We start from the raw sequence: 16,907 nt of genomic DNA on the forward strand, positions 1-16,907 counted from the left end.
CCGGGGTGCGGGGCCGCCGTTGGTGGCCTGTCGAGCTGATGTCGCAGACGACTCGCCCCCGTGATGATCGACTGATGTCGCAGACGATTCAGCTCGACAGGAGGCGAACCAGATGACCGGGACCCGCTGGCTCGCCGAGTACGCCTGGCTGCCCGACCACACCGAGCCGACCGCCGACGTGCTGATCGAGACCACCGACGGTCGGATCACCGGTGTGACCCCGCTGACGGCCGGGAGCACGCCGTCCGCCGGGGTCGAGGTCATGGCCGATGCCGAGCGGCTGCCCGGGCTGACCCTGCCCGGGCTCGCCAACGCCCACTCGCACGCGTTCCACCGGGCGTTGCGCGGGCGCACCCACGGCGGGCGCGGCGACTTCTGGACCTGGCGCGACCGGATGTACGCGGTGGCGCAGCGGCTCGACCCGGACTCGTACCTGGCCCTGGCCCGGGCCGTCTACGCCGAGATGGCGCTGGCCGGCGTCACCTGCGTGGGCGAGTTCCACTACGTGCACCACAACCCGGACGGCACCCCGTACGCCGAGGCGAACGCGATGGGCGAGGCACTGGTCGAGGCCGCCGCGCACGCCGGGATCCGGATCACCCTGCTGGACACCTGCTACCTCACCGCCACCGTCGACGGTGAGCCGCTCGCCGGACCGCAGCGGCGCTTCGGCGACGGCGACGCGCTGCGCTGGGCGGAACGGGTCGACGCGTTCCGGCCCGCCGACGAGCACGCCCGGGTGGGCGCGGCGATCCACTCGGTGCGGGCGGTGCCGGCCGGACAGCTCGCCACCGTGGCCGGATGGGCGGACCGGCGCGCCGCGCCCCTGCACGTGCACCTCTCCGAGCAGCCGGCCGAGAACGACGCCTGCCGGGCCGCGCACGGCTGCACCCCGGCCCGGCTGCTCGCCGACCGGGGGGCGCTCGGCCCGAACACCACGGCCGTACACGCCACCCACCTGACCGGCGCCGACCTCACCCTGCTCGCCGACGCCGGCACGGGCGTCTGCCTCTGCCCGACCACCGAGCGGGACCTGGCCGACGGGATCGGCCCGGCCCGGCGGATGGCCGACGTCGGCCTGCCGCTCAGCCTGGGCAGCGACAGCCACGCCGTGGTCGACCTCTTCGAGGAGGCCCGCGCCGTGGAACTGGACGAGCGGCTGCGCACCCGTCGGCGCGGCCACTTCAGCCCCGCCGAGCTGCGCGACGCGGCCACCGTCGGCGGTCACGCCGCGCTGGGCTGGCGCGACGCCGGACGGATCGCCGTGGGGGCGCGCGCCGACCTGGTGACCGTACGGCTGGACAGCCCGCGCACGGCGGGCGTACCGCCGGTGGGGGTGTGGTTCGCGGCGGGTGCCGCGGACGTCTCGCAGGTCGTGGTGGACGGCCGCACGGTGGTGCGCGACGGCCGGCACCTGACCGTCGACGTGCCGGCCGAGCTGGCGTCGGCCATAGCGGAGGTGACCTCGTGAGCAGTCTGCTGGTCGACGACATCGGCGAGCTGGTGACCAACGACGTCGAGGGCGAGGCCGGGCCGTTGGGCATCCGGCGCGACGCCGCCCTCCTGGTCGAGGAGGGGCGGGTGGCCTGGATCGGGCCGTCCCGGGACGCGCCGGCCGCCGACCGGCGGCTGGACGCCGGGGGCGCCGCCGTGCTCCCCGGCTTCGTGGACAGCCACGCCCACCTGGTCTTCGCCGGGGACCGGGCCGCCGAGTTCGCCGCCCGGATGGCCGGGCAGCCGTACACCGGCGGCGGCATCCGGACCACCGTCGGCGCGACCCGGGCCGCCACCGACGACGAGCTGCGGGCCACGGTGCGCCGGCTGCACGGCGAGGCGTTGCGGCAGGGCACCACCACCATGGAGATCAAGAGCGGGTACGGGCTCACCGTCGCCGACGAGGCCCGCTCGCTGGCGATCGCCGCCGAGGTCAGCGAGGAGACCACCTTCCTCGGCGCCCACGTGGTCCCCGCCGAGTACGCCGACCGCCCCGACGACTACGTGGGGCTGGTCTGCGGGCCGATGCTGGCCGCCGCCGCGCCGCACGCGCGCTGGATCGACGTCTTCTGCGAGCGGGGCGCGTTCGACGTCGACCACGCCCGCGCCATCCTCGCCTGCGGGCAGGCCGCCGGGCTCGGCGTGCGGGTGCACGGCAACCAGCTCGGCCCCGGGCCGGGCGTCCAGCTCGGCGTCGAGCTGGGCGCGGCGAGCGTCGACCACTGCACCCACCTGACCGACGCCGACGTCGACGCGCTGGCCTCGACCCGGGTCGACGGCGGGCACACCACCACCGTGGCGACCCTGCTGCCCGGCGCCGAGTTCTCCACCCGCTCGCCGTACCCGGACGCCCGCCGGCTGCTCGACGCCGGCGTCACCGTGGCGCTGGCGACCGACTGCAACCCCGGTTCGTCGTACACGTCGTCGATGCCGTTCTGCGTCGCGCTCGCCGTACGCGAGATGCGGATGACCCCGGCGGAGGCGGTCTGGGCGGCGACCGCCGGCGGCGCGCGGGCGCTGCGCCGCGACGACGTCGGGGTGCTGCGGCCCGGGGCCCGGGCCGACCTGATGATCCTCGACGCCCCGTCCCACCTGCACCTGGCCTACCGGCCGGGTGTGCCACTGATCCGCCAGGTCCTGCGCAACGGAGTGCCCCAATGACCGTCACCATCCTGCCCACCGGGATCTCCCCCGCCGACGTGCTCGCCGTGGCGCGCGGCACCGCCAAGGTCGTCCTCGACCCGGCCGCCGTGGACGTCATGACCACCAGCCGGTCCATCGTCGACGGCATCGAGGCCGCCGGCCGCCCGGTCTACGGCGTCTCCACCGGCTTCGGCGCGCTGGCGAACACCTTCGTCGCGCCCGAGCGGCGGGCCGAGCTCCAGCACGCGCTGATCCGCTCGCACGCCGCCGGCGTGGGCGCGCCGATGCCGCGCGAGGTGGTCCGGGCCATGATGCTGCTGCGGGTCCGCTCGCTGGCGCTCGGCCGCTCCGGGGTCCGACCCCTGCTCGCCGAGGCGCTGGTCGACCTGCTCAACCACGACGTGACGCCGTGGGTGCCGGAGCACGGCTCGCTGGGCGCCTCCGGCGACCTGGCGCCGCTGGCGCACTGCGCGCTGGTGCTGCTCGGCGAGGGCTGGGTGCTCGGCCCGGCCGGGGAGCGGCTGCCCGCCGCCGACGCGCTGCGCCGGGCCGGCCTGACGCCGGTCGAGCTGGCCGCGAAGGAGGGGCTGGCGCTGATCAACGGCACCGACGGCATGCTCGGCATGCTGCTGCTGGCGATCCACGACGCCGCGCACCTGTTCACGATGGCCGACGTCACCGCCGCCCTCGCCATCGAGGCGATGCTCGGCTCGGAGCGGCCGTTCCTGCCGGAGCTGCACGCCATCCGGCCGCACCCGGGGCAGTCGGCCTCGGCGGCGAACATCCACCGGCTGCTGCAGGACTCCCGGGTGATGGACTCGCACCGCGACGACCTCGCGCACGCGGTGCAGGACGCGTACTCGATGCGGTGCGCGCCGCAGGTCGCCGGGGCGGCCCGGGACACGCTGGACTTCGTCCGCACCGTGGCCGGCCGGGAGCTGGTCTCGGTGGTGGACAACCCGGTGGTGCTCCCCGACGGCCGCGTCGAGTCGACCGGGAACTTCCACGGCGCGCCGCTCGGCTTCGCCGCGGACTTCCTGGCCATCGCCGCCGCCGAGGTGGGCGCGATCGCCGAACGCCGGGTGGACCGGCTGCTCGACGTCACCCGGTCCCGGGACCTGCCGGCCTTCCTCTCCCCCGACGCCGGCGTCAACTCCGGGCTGATGATCGCCCAGTACACGGCGGCCGGGATCGTCGCGGAGAACCGCCGGCTCGCCGCGCCCGCGTCGGTGGACTCGCTGCCCACCAGCGGGATGCAGGAGGACCACGTCTCGATGGGCTGGGCGGCGGCCAAGAAGCTGCGCGCCGTGCTGGACAACCTGACCAGCATCCTCGCCGTCGAGCTGCTCGCCGGGGTACGCGGGCTCCAGCTGCGCGCCCCGCTCGACCCGTCGCCGGCCGGGCGGGCCGCCGTCGCGGCGCTCGGCGGGGTCGCCGGGGAACCCGGGCCGGACGTCTTCCTGGCCCCGCTGATGGAGGCCGCCCGGGCCGTGCTGGCCGGGCCCGACCTGCGCGCCGCCATCGAACGCGAGATCGGCGCCCTGGACTGACGGCCACCCGGGTCACCGTCGCGCCACGGTGGCCCGGGCGTCCGCCGGGTGTCAGCCCGCCAGCAGCGCCACCCCGATCAGCACGGGCACGGCGGTCACCGTCGACAGCAGGATCGAGTCGCGCGCCAGGACCGTGCCCCGGCCGTAGCGGATGGCGTAGACGAAGACGTTCTGCGCCGTCGGCAGGGCGGCGGTGACCGTGCAGGCCAGCACGAGACCGGCCGGCAGCCCCATCGCGAAGCGCGCGACGAGGTAGGCGACGGCGGGCTGGGCCACGGTCTTGAGGACGACCGCGAGGCGTACGTCGGGGCCAGTGTCGCCGGAGCCGGGCCGCGGCGCACCGTGCAGGGAGACGCCGTACGCGATCAGCGTGGCGGGGACCGCCATCGCCGCGACCAGTTCGATCGGCCGCAGGACCGGCTCCGGCGGCAGCCACCCCGTCAGGCTGGCCGCGACGCCCGACGCGCACGCGATGGTGACCGGGTTGGTGAGCGGCTGGAGCACCACCGTGCCGAGCGACGGTCTCCTCTGCGCCGTGGCCGCCTCCAGGAAGGCGAACGCGACCGGCGTCATGACGACCAGCTGGAACATCAGGACGGGCGCGACGAACGAGGCGTCCCCCAGGACGTAGACCGCGACCGGGATGCCGATGTTCGCCGCGTTGACGTACGACGAGGCCAGGGCGCCGATCGTCGCCTCCGCGACGGAGCGGCGCCAGCAGAGGCTCGCGACGGCCACGAACACCGACGCCACGGCGGTGGTGCTGACCACCGTGACGACGAGGGAGGACGAGACGACCGCGGGCACGTCGGCCCGCGACACCGTCTCGAACAGCAGCGCCGGCGTCGCCACGAAGAACGCGACGCGGGAGAGGACCGTGGCGGCCTCCGGCCCCAGCACCCCGCCGCGGCCGAGCGCGTAGCCGACGGCGATGACGGTGGCGATGACGGCGAAGCCCGTCAGCACCCCTCCCACCGGGGCGGGGCCGTCAGCTCGCGGGCGGCAGCACCTTGGCGACGAGCTTGGCCAGCTCCCGCAGCGCCTTGCCCCGGTGGCTGACCGCGTCCTTCTCCTGCGGGGTCAGCTCGGCGTTGGTGCGGTCCTGCCCGTCGCCGAGGAAGATCGGGTCGTAGCCGAAGCCGCCGTCGCCGCGCGGCGCCCGGAGCAGCCGGCCGGCCTGCCGGCCGTCGACCAGGTGCTCCTTGCCGCCGGGCAGCACCAGGGCGACCGTGCAGACGAACGACGCGCTCCGGTGCTCGTCGGGGAGGTCCGCGATCTGGTCCAGCACCAGCTGCAGGTTGGTCTGGTCGTTGCCGTGCCGGCCGGCCCAGCGGGCGCTGAACACCCCCGGCATGCCGTTGAGCGCCTCGACGGCGAGCCCGGAGTCGTCGGCGATCGTCGGCAGGCCGGTGCGCCGGCAGCCCTCCCGCGCCTTGATCAGCGCGTTCTCGCCGAAGGTCAGGCCGCTCTCGGGCAGCTCCGGGTATTCCTCGACGTCGTCCAGCCCGATCAGGGCGACGCGGTGCGCGCCGAGCGCGCCGTCGAGGATCCGCTGCAGCTCGACGAGCTTCTTGCGGTTACGGGTGGCGAGCAGCACCTTGGTCATCAGAATCCACCTTTGTTCGCGACTGCGGGGCTCGCAAGCTCACTCCTCGCGCTCACGGGAGCAAGAGCGCCTTGCGCTGGGCTTCGGCCAGTTCCACGCAGCCGGCGACGGCCAGGTCGAGCAGGGCGTCGAGCTGCTCGCGGGCGAACACGCCCGCCTCTCCGGTGCCCTGCACCTCGACGAACTCGCCGGCCCCGGTGCACACCACGTTCATGTCGACCTCGGCGACCACGTCCTCGGTGTAGTCGAGGTCCAGCCGCGGCTCGCCGCCGATGATCCCGACGCTGATCGCGGCCACCGAGCGGTGCATCACCTTCTCCGGCTTGCCGACCAGCGACTTGCGCCCGGCCAGCCAGGTCACCGCGTCGTGCAGCGCCACGTACGCGCCGGTGATCGCGGCGGTACGGGTGCCGCCGTCGGCCTGGAGCACGTCGCAGTCGAGCACGATCGAGTTCTCGCCGAGGGCCTTCAGGTCGATGGACGCCCGCAGGCTCCGGCCGATCAGCCGGGAGATCTCGTGCGTACGCCCGCCGACGCGGCCCTTCACGCTCTCCCGGTCGGAGCGGGTGTTGGTGGCCCGCGGCAGCATCGCGTACTCGGCGGTGACCCAGCCGAGCCCGGAGCCCTTGCGCCAGCGGGGCACGCCCTCGGTCACGCTGGCCGTGCAGAGCACCCGGGTGCCGCCGAACTCCACGAGCACCGAGCCCTCCGGATGGGTGCTCCAGCCCCGGGTCAACGTCACAGGTCGGAGTTCGTCGGGTCGCCGCCCGTCAGGTCGTGCCATCCCTGCACCCTATGCGGTGCCCCGATCGGTTCGCCCCTGGGTGTCCCACCCGGGGCACCGGCGGGTCAGATCTCGTAGCTGGCGCCGGGACGGACCACCTCGAGCGCCCCGTCGAAGGCGGCGCGCGCCGACTCCACGGTGTGCGCCTCGCTGCCCCACGCGGCCACCAGGTGGGTGAGCAGCAGCCGGCCCGCCCCCGCCTTGGTCGCCGCCTCGCCGGCCTCCCGGCCGGTCAGGTGCAGGTCCGGCGGGTTCTCCACGCCGTCGAGATAGCTGGCCTCGCAGAGGAACGTGTCGGCGTCCTGGGCCAGCCGCAGCAGCGCGTCGCAGGGCGCGGTGTCCGAGGAGTAGCAGAACACCCGGCCCTCGTGTTCGAGCCGGACGCCGTACGTCTCGACGGGGTGGTTCACCCGGTCGACGGTGACGGAGAACGGGCCGATCGGGAAGGTGCCGGGTTCGAGGGCGTAGAACCGGTAGACGTCCTCGACCGTGCTGTCCTCCTGCCCGTAGACGGCGGCCAGCCGGTCCGGCGCGCCGGACGGGGCGTAGACCGGCAGCGTCGGGTAGGGGCCGTCCGGGGCGTAGCGGCGGACCACCACGTACGAGGCGGCGTCGAGGATGTGGTCGCAGTGCAGGTGGGTGAGGACGATGGCGTCCGGCGCGTGCAGCCCGGCGTAGCGTTGGAGGTTGGACAGCGACCCGGAGCCGAAGTCGAGCAGCAGCCGGAAGCCGTCCGCCTCGACGAGGTAGGCCGAGCACGGTGACTCGGGACCGGGAAAGCTGCCCGCGCAGCCCAGGACGGTCAGTCGCATCGAGTCATCTCACTGTCACGCTCAGTAGCTTCCACGCCGACGGTCCCGCTGTGGATGATCTCTACCGACGCGTACGCCACGCAGGGCAGCCTACGCGCGACCGCATGGCGACAAGGGGCATCCACCGGAAGTTGTCATCAACGTGACACCCCGCCGCGCCGCCCGTCCGCGCCGCGTGACGAGACGGTGCCGCCCGGTGAGTGGACCGGGTGCGCCTCGGACCCGTGGCGTCGCCGCGGGTGCCGCCCGACGGGACGGGGGCCGGGTCGCCGACGCGGATCGGCGGCCCGGCCACGCGACGTCAGGCCCAGAGCTGGCCCTCCAGGGCGTCCTCGGCGTCGGCGAGGGTGCCGCCGTACGCCCCGGTGGAGAGGTACTTCCAGCCACCGTCGGCGACCACGAAGGCCACGTCGGCCCGCTTCCCGGCGCGGACGGCCTCGTGCGCGACCGCCAGGGCGGCGTGCAGGATCGCACCCGTGGAGAACCCGGCGAAGATGCCCTCCACCTCGACGAGCTGCCGGGTCCGCAGCACCGCGTCGCGGGTGCCGACGGAGAAGCGCCGGGACAGCACCGACGCGTCGTAGAGCTCCGGGACGTAGCCCTCGTCGATGTTGCGCAGCCCGTAGACCAGCTCGCCGTAGCGCGGCTCGGCCGCGACGACCTGGATGCCGTCGACCTTCTCGCGCAGGTAGCGCCCGGTGCCCATCAGGGTCCCGGTGGTGCCGAGGCCCGCCACGAAGTGCGTGATCGTCGGCAGGTCGTGCAGCAGCTCCGGACCGGTGGTCTCGTAGTGCGCCCGGGCGTTGGCGTCGTTGCCGTACTGGTAGAGCATGACCCAGTCGGGGTGCTCGGCCGAGATCTGCTTGGCGGTGGCCACCGCCTGGTTGGAGCCGCCCGCCGCCGGCGAGAAGATGATCTCCGCGCCATACATCCGGAGCAGCTGCACCCGCTCGGTCGAGACGTTCTCCGGCATCACGCAGACCAGCCGGTAGCCGCGCAGCTTGGCGACCATGGCCAGGGAGATGCCGGTGTTGCCGCTGGTCGGTTCGAGGATGGTGTCGCCCGGCCGCAGCCGGCCCGACTCCTCGGCCGCCCGGACCATGAACAGGGCCGCCCGATCCTTGATGCTGCCGGTCGGGTTCCGGTCCTCCAGCTTCGCCCAGAGCCGCACCGGCGGCGCCCCGTCGGGCACCGTCGGGGAGAGCCGGGGCAGCCCGACCAGGGGCGTTCCCCCGCAGGCGTCGAGCAGGCTGTCGTAGCGCGCCATGGCGACGCCGCCTCAGCGGGCGGCGACGGTCGAGCGCGCCGCGCCCTGCTGGGCGATCGCGGCGGCCGCGGCGAAGCCGAACGCGCCACCGGCGACGGCCGGCAGGATGGTCACGCTGTCGCCGTCGTTGAGCTTCGCGTCCAACGCGCCGAGGAAACGGACGTCCTCGTCGTTGACGTAGACGTTGACGAAGCGGTGCAGCGCACCGGCGTCGGTGACCAGCCGGGCCCGCAGGCCGGCGTGTCGGGAGTCCAGGTCGGCGAGCAGGTCGGCGAGCGTGTCGCCGGCGCCCTCGACGACCTTCGCGCCGCCGGTGTAGCTGCGCAGGATGGTGGGGATGCGAACCTCGATGGCCATGATGTCGTGCTCCTCGATGATGGTCGGGCGTGCCGGAAGGTGACGGGACGTGGACGGGTGCGGCGGCGCTGGATCAGCGACCGGAACACTCGTAGTCGACCGTCGCCGGGCTCTGCCCGAACATGTAGGACTGCACGGCGTGCGGGTCCACCCCCGCCTCCACGATCCGCACCGGCTCCTCGGTCACCACGCCGTCGACGATCCGGAAGGAGCGGATCTCCTCAGAGTCGGGGTCGCGGGTCGAGACCAGCAGGTAGTGCGCGCCGGGCTCACCGGCGAAGGAGATGTCCGTCCGGGACGGGTACGCCTCCGTGGCGGTGTGCGAGTGGTAGATGACGACGGGTTCCTCGTCCCGGTCGTCCATCTCGCGCCACACCCGCAGCTGCTCCATGGAGTCGAACTCGTAGAACGTCATGGAACGGGCGGCGTTGTCCATCGGGATGTGCCGGGTGGGGGTGTCGCTGCCGGCGGGACCGGCGACCACGCCGCACGCCTCGTCGGGATGGTCCCGACGAGCGTGGGCGACGATCGCGTCGACGATCGACCGGTCGATGCTCAGCACGTGCTCCAGCCTAACGCGTACCTGCCGCGACCTTAAGGTGGCGGCGGTCACGCCTAGTCGATCAAGGCGTTGAGCAGGGATTCCTGGAGATAGCCGAGGTACGCGTAGACCGACAGTTGGAACACCCGGCTGGAGGTCGGATCCTCGGCGACCGCGTCGTCGAGCTCCTCGCCGAGGTCGGTGCCGTCCTTGATCTCCAGCCGGACGCCCATCGCCAGCCGGGCGTCGTTGAGCGCCCGCAGCCACGCCTCGGCCGCCTCCGCGTCGAGACGCACCTCGCCGCCGGCGGAGTCGGGCAGCGAGGCGAGGATCGCACCGGCCTGGTCGATCTTGGCGGTCTTGAGGTCGCCCTCGGTGTAGCGGCGGAACTCGGCGGTGCCGGCCGCGTCCTCCGGGTAGACCTCGGGGAAGAGCCGGCCCACCACCGGGTCGGTGTGGTCGAAGCCGTCGGTGAGCAGCCCCACCACCTCGGATGCCACCTTCCGCAGCACCCGCACCTCGTCGACGGCGAAGCTGGCGACGTAACGGTCGCCCTGGCGACGGAACATGCTCACGACCTGTCCACCGTCGCCCACAGCCCGTACGCGTGCAGCTGCGACGCGTCGTGCTCCATCCGCTCCCGGGCGCCGCTGGAGACCACGGCGCGACCCTTGTGGTGCACATCGAGCATGAGCTGTTCCGCCTTCTCCCGGCTGTAGCCGAAGAGTTTCTGAAAGACCCAGGTCACGTACGTCATGAGGTTGACCGGGTCGTCCCACACGATCGTCACCCACGGTCGGTCGGACGCCGGCACCTCATCGGTGTCCGGCGTCTCGACAGGTGCAACCTGCGGAGCCGCCATGCCCCCCATCGTGCCACCGGATCCGGCGAACCGAGGAACCGGAACGCCGGCCCCGCGGGGATCGTCACGTCCGGCCTGGTCAGACGCCTCGGCGACGACGGGCGGCGACCACGGCGCGCCCGGCTCGACGACCGGGCCCGGGCCCGGGGGGCCGACGCCGCGGGCGACCGGGTCGCCGTCAGGCGAGCAGGATGCCGTGGTCGACAGCATCGGAGAGCACCCCGTCCAGCGAGAGGCGGACCACCTCGAACCGCCGGGACACCTCCCGGGACAGCTCCAGCTCGACCTCGCGCAGCGCGCGCTGCGCCCAGGCCCGGGCGGCGTTGGCGTCGTGGTTGCCGGGACTGCGCCAGTGCTGCCAGCAGCCGCCCGACAGGGCCACGGCCACCGGCGGGAGCACCTCCACGTGCGGCACGCCCGGGTGGCTCGCCAACGCGTCGGTCGCTCCGGCGCCGGTCAGCCCGGCGACGCCCCCGGTGCTGGTGACCAGCAGCACGCGGTCCAGCTCGTGCTCGCCCCGGTGGTCCGCCAGGCCCCAGCGCACCGGGGCGAACAGGCGCCGGCGTACGCCCGCCGGCAGCGGCGTGCCGAAGACCCGACCGGCGGCTGCCTCCAGCAGCCCGCGCACCGCCTCGTCGCACTGGGCGGTGGCCAGCAGCGACAGCGCCTCCATCTCGCGGTCGAGCAGCTGCGGCAGGCCGGCGCAGCCGACCCCGAAGACGATCTCCTGCACCACCCGGAGGTGGATGTTCGCCAACTCCAGGGCGAGGTGCTGGCGGATGCGCCGGGAGACGGACCGGGCCTGCCGGTCGAGCTGCTCCGACCAGTCGCCCGGGTCGGCCACCACCGGCACCCGGCCGTGCGACCCGGGCAGCACGGGCGGCTCGGCGCTCGCGCGGCGCAGCCCCTCGTCGGCGGCCCAGCCGACCAGGGCGCGGCGCAGGTCCGCCCCGTCATCCGCCGCGTCGAGCGGGAACCAGCGGGCGTCGGCGAGCCCGGGGACGGCGGCCAGCAGCGCCGCCCGGTGGGCCTCGACGGTGACCGCGACCGGATCCACCGGGGCCGAGACCGACCCGGCGGACCCTCCCGTGTCCTGCGTCGCGGCCGTGCCCTCCGGCACCGGGGCCCAGCCGCCCGCGCCCGGCGTGACGGCGAAGACGACCTCGACGCCGGCGCGGGCCAGGTCGGCGAGCAGGTGGAGCTCGACGGCGGTGAAGGCCTGGTCGGAGGCGATCACGAAGAGCACCGCTCCGGACCGGCCCGCCGCGTCGAGCAGCAGGTGGCCGCCGGCCACCCCGAGGCCGCCGGTGTCCGGCGTGTCGATGAGGCTGAAGTGCCGCAGCAGGGGCTCGGGCAGGCTCAGCTCGACGCGGCGCGGCGGGCGGGCGAGCGCCGGCCCGGCGGCCAGCCGGTCGGCGCCGTAGGAGTGGGGCTGGCGGTAGCCGGGCACGTAGGCCGCCCGCGTCGGCACCTGGGAGTGGCGCACGACGAGCCAGCTGCCGGTCGGCACGGCGAGCATGGCGGTGTCGAGCCGGAGCAGGCGGGCGAGGACCTCGCGCCGCGCGGCGCCGGCCGGGCCGACGGCGATTACGGCCAGCGGCTCCTCGGGGCGCGGCTCGGTCACCCCCAGCCTGGCGGGCAGCCGCTCCCGGCGGCGCGGCCCCGCGGCGTCGTCGCCGGGGCTGTCGACGGCGGGGAGAGGGCCGGGCTTCATCGAAAGCGGCCTCCCGTGGCAGGCGACCGGCAGCGACCGGCCGCGTGGAAACATCCGGTGACGGCACCCGGATGCCGGAAGAGTACGGCTGAGCGGGCCGCCGGGCCGAAGACTTCAAATACTCAGAGGTAACCGCGGGATTACTCAACTTCGGTGCGTGACCGAGTGCACGCGGACGGAATCCGATCGATATGCTGCCCCGATGAGTCGGTGGGGTTTCGTCGGCCGTACGGATGAGCTCAACCGTCTGCTGTCGGCGGTGACCGGCACGGAGGGACGGGGCCTCTTCTTCAGCGGCAACGCCGGCATCGGCAAGAGTCGGCTGCTGCGCGAGGGAATGACGGCCCTGCCGCGCGACGGCTACGCCGTCTGGTCGATCGCGGCCAGCGCCACCACCGCGGCGCTCCCCTTCGGCGGTCTCGTCCAGGTGCTCCCGACCGAGCAACCGCAGGGTCTCTCCCCCGCCGGCATCCTGCGCTGGGCGGTCGACGTGCTGCAGCAGCAGGCGGCCGGCCGCCGCATCGTGCTCGCGGTCGACGACGCGCACCTGCTCGATCCGCCGTCGGCGGCGCTGGCGCACCTCGTCGCGAGGTCCGACAACGCCACGGTCGTCGGCACGTTGCGCGACGGCGAGCAGCTCCCGCCTCCGATCCGGGCCCTGTGGACCGACGGCCTGGTCGACCACGTCGAGCTGAAGCCGCTGCCGCCGGCCGAGACCACGCGGCTGCTCTCCGAGATCCTGAAGGGGCCGGTCGACGCCACCTCCGCCGATCGGCTCGGACGGCTCTCCGAGGGCAACCCGCTGCTGCTGCGCGAGCTGGTGTTCGCCGCCGACCGCGGGGAGCTGACCCGCACGTACGGGATCTGGAAGTGGACCGGCCGGCTGGAGCTGGCGCCCAACCTGACCGACCTGATCGACACCCGGATCGGCCAGCTCACCCCGGGCGTACGCGGGGTGGTGGAGCTGGTCGCCTTCGGCGAGCCGCTCGGCCTGCACCTGCTCAACCAGGCCGCCGACCCGGTGGACGTGGAGACCGCCGAGGAGCGCGGGCTGATCGCCGTCGAACAGGACGACCGCCGGGTCAACGTGCGGCTGGCCCACCCCCTCTACGGCGAGGTGATGCGCCGCCGTTGCCCCGTCAGCCGGACGCGGCGGTTGCAGGCCCGCCTCGCCGAGCTGCTGGAGCTCATCGGCAAGCGGCGCCGCGACGACCTGCTGCGGGTGGCGGTCTGGCGGCTCGACTCGGGCACCGCGCAGGACCCGACCCTGCTGCTCGACGCGGCCGGGCAGGCGTTCGCCCGCTACGACGTGCCGCTGGCGACCCGGCTGGCCCGCGCGGCGCTCGACGCCGGTGGCGGCTTCGACGCGGCGGAGCTGCTGGCCACCATCCTGATGTTCGCCGACCGGCCGGAGGAGGCGATCGAGGTGCTCGACGCGGTCTCCGCCGACATCGAGGGCGACCGACGGCTGAGCCGCTGGCTGACCGTGCGGGGCATGGTCAGCTACTGGGGGCTGAGCCGGGAGTCCACGGTGGAGGAGATCGCGGCCCGCCGGTCCACCCTGCGCGACTCCGCCGACCAGGCCAGGGTGCTGGCCTTCGAGGGCATCATGCGGCTGCACCGGCTGGACACCGGCCTCGCGTTGCGCCTCGGGCAGACGGTGCTGGACCGGCCGGCCGCGAGCGTCGCCGCCCGGGAGCTGGCCCGCAGCACCATCGCCCACCTGCAGGCCGCGCAGGGGCAGCTGCACCGCAGCGCCGCCGCCATCATCCGGGTGCAGGCCGAGGCCGGCCGGTGGCGGGCGGACATGCCGTACCTGCAACTGGCCCTGGAACTGGCCCGGGGCACCCGGCTGGCGCTCGCGGGCGACCTGGCCGGCATCGACGCGATCGTGGCCGACGAGTTCGCCGACCTCGCCGGGGCCGGGGACTTCCGGCTCGGCACCGGCTACCTGGCCATCCTCCAGGCGTACGCGGCCCGGCTGCGCGGGCAGAGCGACACGGCGCTGCGGACCAGCCTCGGCGCCTGCGCGGTGCTCGCCACCAGCCGGGTCTACGCGGGCCTGGCCCAGGCCGAGCGGGCCCAGGCGGCGGCGCTGCGGGGCGACGCCGCGCAGGCGGCCGAGGCGATGGCGGAGGCGGACCGCACCCACGCCCCCGGGATGGGCGTGCTCTACCCGTGGCTGGAGCAGGCCCGGGGCGCGGTGCTCGCCGCCGGCGGCGACGTCTCCGGGGCCGTCAAGCACCTGAGCGCGCTGGCCGACCGGCTGCGTGCCGACGGATTCGCCGGCCACGAGGTGCACGTGCTGCACGACCTGGTGCGGCTGGACCAGGCGAGCGCGCCGCTCGGCCCGATGTGCTCCGACGGCAGCCGGCGCACCGTCGCGCAGCGGCTCGCCGAGCTCTCCGAACGGGTCGACGGGGTGCTGCCGCCGCTGCTGGCCCGGCACGCCAGGGCCGCCACGGGCAGCTGCGCCGACGAGCTGCTGGCGGTCGCCGACGGCTTCGACGCGCTGGACCTGGCGGTCTACGCGGCGGAGGCCACCGCCACCGCCCTGGACCGACTGCGCCGGCAGCGGTCCCCGGCGGCGGCCACGGCCCGGGAACGCCTCGCCGCTCTGCTCGGGCGCTGCGACCTGATCCGTACCCCGGCGTTGCAGGCCGGTTCCCCGGCGCTGAGCGAACGCGAGTGGCAGGTGGCCCGGCTGGCCGCCGACGGGGTCACCAGCCGGGCCATCGCCGAGCGGCTCTACCTCTCCGCCCGCACGGTGGAGAACCACCTGCAGCGCATCTACGGCAAGCTCGGCGTCGCCGGCCGGGCGGAGTTGCGAGCCGCCCTGCGGGCGATCCCGGGCCACGACGACGTCGGGAGTGGGTGAACCCTAGGCTGGGGAGGTGAGCACCCTTCGTCCCGCGCTGCTGACCGACCACTACGAGCTGACCATGGTCAGTGCCGCCCTGCGCGACGGCACCGCCGACCGCCGCTGCGTCTTCGAGGTGTTCAGCCGCCGGCTGCCCGCCGGTCGCCGCTACGGCGTGGTCGCCGGCACCGGCCGGCTGATCGAACTGATCCGCGACTTCCGCTTCGACGTCGACGAGGTCGACTTCCTACGCCGTACCGGGGTGGTCGACGAGCAGGCCGCCGCCTGGCTGCGCGACTACCGCTTCACCGGCGACGTCGAGGGCTACGCCGAGGGCGAGTTGTTCTTCCCCAACTCGCCGATCCTCACCGTCTCCGGCGGCTTCGCCGAGTGCGTGGTGCTGGAGACGCTCGTGCTCTCGGTGCTCAACCACGACAGCGCCGTGGCGGCCGCCGCCGCGCGGATGGTCACCGCGGCCCGCGGGCGGGCCCTCATCGAGATGGGTTCCCGGCGCGCCCACGAGGAGGCGGCGGTGGCCGCGGCGCGGGCCGCGTACCTGGCCGGGTTCCGGTTCACCTCGAACCTCGCCGCCGGGCAGCGCTACGGCATCCCGACCGCCGGCACGGCCGCGCACGCGTTCACGCTGTTGCACGAGGACGAGCGGAGCGCCTTCGCCTCGCAGGTCGCCACGCTGGGCAAGGACACCACGCTGCTGGTCGACACGTACGACATCAGCCAGGGCATCCGCAACGCGATCGCGGTGGCGGGACCCGACCTGCGGGCGGTGCGGATCGACTCGGGCGACCTGGCGGTGATCGCCCAGCAGTCCCGTGAGCTGCTCGACTCGTTGGGCGCCACCGAAACCAAGATCATCGTTTCCGGTGACCTCGACGAGTACGCCATCGCCTCGCTCGCCGCCGAGCCGGTCGACATGTACGGCGCGGGCACCGCCGTCGTCACCGGCTCCGGCGCCCCCACCGCCGGGCTGGTCTACAAGCTCGTCGAGGTCGAGGGACGCCCGGTGGTCAAGCGCTCCGAGCACAAGGCCACCATCGGCGGCCGCAAGGTGGCCGTACGCCGGCACAAGCCCACCGGCACCGCCACCGAGGAGGTCATCGTGCCGCAGGGCGTGCCCGACCACCGCCCCAACGACCGGCTGCTGCAGCACCCGTTCGTGGTCGACGGCGAGCCGGTCGCGCGGCCGAGTCTGGACGAGTCGCGCGAACACCTGCGGCAGTGCCTGATCTCCATCCCCTGGGAGGGTCTCAAGCTCTCCGCGGGCGACCCGGCCGTCCCGGTCACCGTCGTCCCGGCCGACTGAAAGGAGCACCACGGTGAGCAACGCGCTGATCGTCGTGGACGTGCAGAACGACTTCTGCGAGGGCGGCTCGTTGGCCGTCGGCGGCGGAGCGGGCGTGGCGGCCGGTATCACCCGGCTGCTCGCCGCCGAGCCGGACCGCTGGGACCACGTCGTCGCGACGAAGGACTACCACGTCGACCCGGGCGCGCACTTCGGCGACCCGCCGGACTTCGTGGACTCCTGGCCCCGGCACTGCGTCGTGGGCACCCCGGGCTCGGAGTTCCACCCCGACCTGGCCACCGACCGGATCGAGGCGATCTTCCACAAGGGCGAGCACGACGCCGCGTACTCGGGCTTCGAGGGGCACGCCGAGGACGGCGAGTGCCTGGCCGACTGGCTGCGCCGCCACGGGGTGGACCGGGTGGACGTGGTCGGCATCGCCACCGACCACTGCGTACGGGCAACCGCCTTGGACGCCGCCCGCGAGGGCTTCGCCACCACGGTGCTGCTGGACCTGACCGCCGGGGTCGCCCCGGACACCACCGACGTGGCGCTGCGCGCGATGGAGGGGGCCGGGGTCGCCATGCGCGGGGAGCCTGTGCTCAGGGGCGCATGAC

16 protein-coding genes are annotated in these 16,907 nt (G+C 74.4%); 6 read left to right on the forward strand and 10 right to left on the reverse strand.

Translation table 11 applies throughout. The features are described 5' to 3' along the window. Positions 1-112: 112 nt before the first annotated feature. Genes V6U77_RS05545 through hutH form a run of 3 tightly spaced genes read left to right on the forward strand, consistent with a single transcriptional unit; the run spans position 113 to position 4,187 of the window. Positions 113-1,471, forward strand: coding sequence for a formimidoylglutamate deiminase (locus V6U77_RS05545; RefSeq protein ID WP_334605073.1), 1,359 nt, complete (start codon positions 113-115; stop codon positions 1,469-1,471). After that, on the forward strand, positions 1,468-2,655 hold the full coding sequence (hutI, locus tag V6U77_RS05550) for an imidazolonepropionase (protein ID WP_334605074.1): 1,188 nt from the start codon (positions 1,468-1,470) through the stop codon (positions 2,653-2,655). The genes V6U77_RS05545 and hutI overlap by 4 nt, the downstream gene beginning before the upstream one ends. Beyond that, the gene (gene hutH / locus V6U77_RS05555; protein WP_334605075.1) at positions 2,652-4,187 is read left to right on the forward strand and encodes a histidine ammonia-lyase; all 1,536 of its coding nucleotides are present in this window, start codon (positions 2,652-2,654) and stop codon (positions 4,185-4,187) included. The genes hutI and hutH overlap by 4 nt, the downstream gene beginning before the upstream one ends. Before the next feature lie 51 nt (positions 4,188-4,238). On the opposite strand, the gene V6U77_RS05560 is transcribed toward hutH, so the two are convergent. The 10 genes from V6U77_RS05560 to V6U77_RS05605 all read right to left on the reverse strand — a co-directional run bounded on the left by V6U77_RS05560 (position 4,239) and on the right by V6U77_RS05605 (position 12,130). Continuing rightward, complete coding sequence (locus V6U77_RS05560; RefSeq protein WP_334605076.1) at positions 4,239-5,153, reverse strand: AEC family transporter; 915 nt, start codon at positions 5,151-5,153, stop codon at positions 4,239-4,241. A gap of 22 nt (positions 5,154-5,175) precedes the next feature. Next, the gene (gene rdgB / locus V6U77_RS05565) at positions 5,176-5,793 is read right to left on the reverse strand and encodes an RdgB/HAM1 family non-canonical purine NTP pyrophosphatase (RefSeq protein WP_334605077.1); all 618 of its coding nucleotides are present in this window, start codon (positions 5,791-5,793) and stop codon (positions 5,176-5,178) included. A 52-nt stretch (positions 5,794-5,845) separates the two neighbouring features. After that, positions 5,846-6,577, reverse strand: a complete 732-nt coding sequence (rph, locus tag V6U77_RS05570; RefSeq protein WP_334605078.1) for a ribonuclease PH — start codon at positions 6,575-6,577, stop codon at positions 5,846-5,848. A 65-nt stretch (positions 6,578-6,642) separates the two neighbouring features. Continuing rightward, a complete protein-coding gene (locus V6U77_RS05575; RefSeq protein WP_334605079.1) occupies positions 6,643-7,389 on the reverse strand; it encodes an MBL fold metallo-hydrolase in 747 nt (248 codons plus the stop codon). A gap of 301 nt (positions 7,390-7,690) precedes the next feature. Beyond that, positions 7,691-8,656 carry a PLP-dependent cysteine synthase family protein gene (locus tag V6U77_RS05580; RefSeq protein WP_334605080.1) on the reverse strand — a complete coding sequence of 322 codons (966 nt, stop codon included), beginning with the start codon at positions 8,654-8,656 and terminating at the stop codon, positions 7,691-7,693. A 12-nt stretch (positions 8,657-8,668) separates the two neighbouring features. Next, positions 8,669-9,013, reverse strand: a complete 345-nt coding sequence (locus V6U77_RS05585; RefSeq protein WP_334605081.1) for a MoaD/ThiS family protein — start codon at positions 9,011-9,013, stop codon at positions 8,669-8,671. A gap of 73 nt (positions 9,014-9,086) precedes the next feature. Continuing rightward, positions 9,087-9,575, reverse strand: coding sequence for a M67 family metallopeptidase (locus V6U77_RS05590; RefSeq protein WP_334605082.1), 489 nt, complete (start codon positions 9,573-9,575; stop codon positions 9,087-9,089). Between the two features lie 53 nt (positions 9,576-9,628). Continuing rightward, positions 9,629-10,123, reverse strand: coding sequence for a DUF2017 domain-containing protein (locus tag V6U77_RS05595; RefSeq protein WP_334605153.1), 495 nt, complete (start codon positions 10,121-10,123; stop codon positions 9,629-9,631). Positions 10,124-10,125: 2 nt separating this feature from the next. Then, entirely contained in the window at positions 10,126-10,416 is a 291-nt protein-coding gene (clpS, locus tag V6U77_RS05600) for an ATP-dependent Clp protease adapter ClpS (RefSeq protein ID WP_089001780.1), read from the reverse strand. A gap of 178 nt (positions 10,417-10,594) precedes the next feature. After that, positions 10,595-12,130, reverse strand: a complete 1,536-nt coding sequence (locus V6U77_RS05605) for a hypothetical protein (protein WP_334605083.1) — start codon at positions 12,128-12,130, stop codon at positions 10,595-10,597. A gap of 202 nt (positions 12,131-12,332) precedes the next feature. Here V6U77_RS05605 and V6U77_RS05610 point away from each other — a divergent pair, with 202 nt between their 5' ends. From V6U77_RS05610 to V6U77_RS05620, 3 genes are read left to right on the forward strand one after another with little or no spacing between them, the layout of a single operon-like run. Further along, positions 12,333-15,008, forward strand: coding sequence for a helix-turn-helix transcriptional regulator (locus tag V6U77_RS05610; protein ID WP_334605084.1), 2,676 nt, complete (start codon positions 12,333-12,335; stop codon positions 15,006-15,008). 16 nt (positions 15,009-15,024) lie between these two features. Beyond that, positions 15,025-16,311 carry a nicotinate phosphoribosyltransferase gene (locus tag V6U77_RS05615; RefSeq protein ID WP_334605085.1) on the forward strand — a complete coding sequence of 429 codons (1,287 nt, stop codon included), beginning with the start codon at positions 15,025-15,027 and terminating at the stop codon, positions 16,309-16,311. Between the two features lie 13 nt (positions 16,312-16,324). Continuing rightward, the gene (locus tag V6U77_RS05620) at positions 16,325-16,906 is read left to right on the forward strand and encodes an isochorismatase family protein (RefSeq protein WP_334605086.1); all 582 of its coding nucleotides are present in this window, start codon (positions 16,325-16,327) and stop codon (positions 16,904-16,906) included. Position 16,907 lies beyond the last annotated feature (1 nt).

The organism is Micromonospora sp. CPCC 205546 (assembly GCF_036902715.1).
In the GTDB taxonomy this organism is placed as follows: Bacteria; Actinomycetota; Actinomycetes; order Mycobacteriales; family Micromonosporaceae; genus Micromonospora.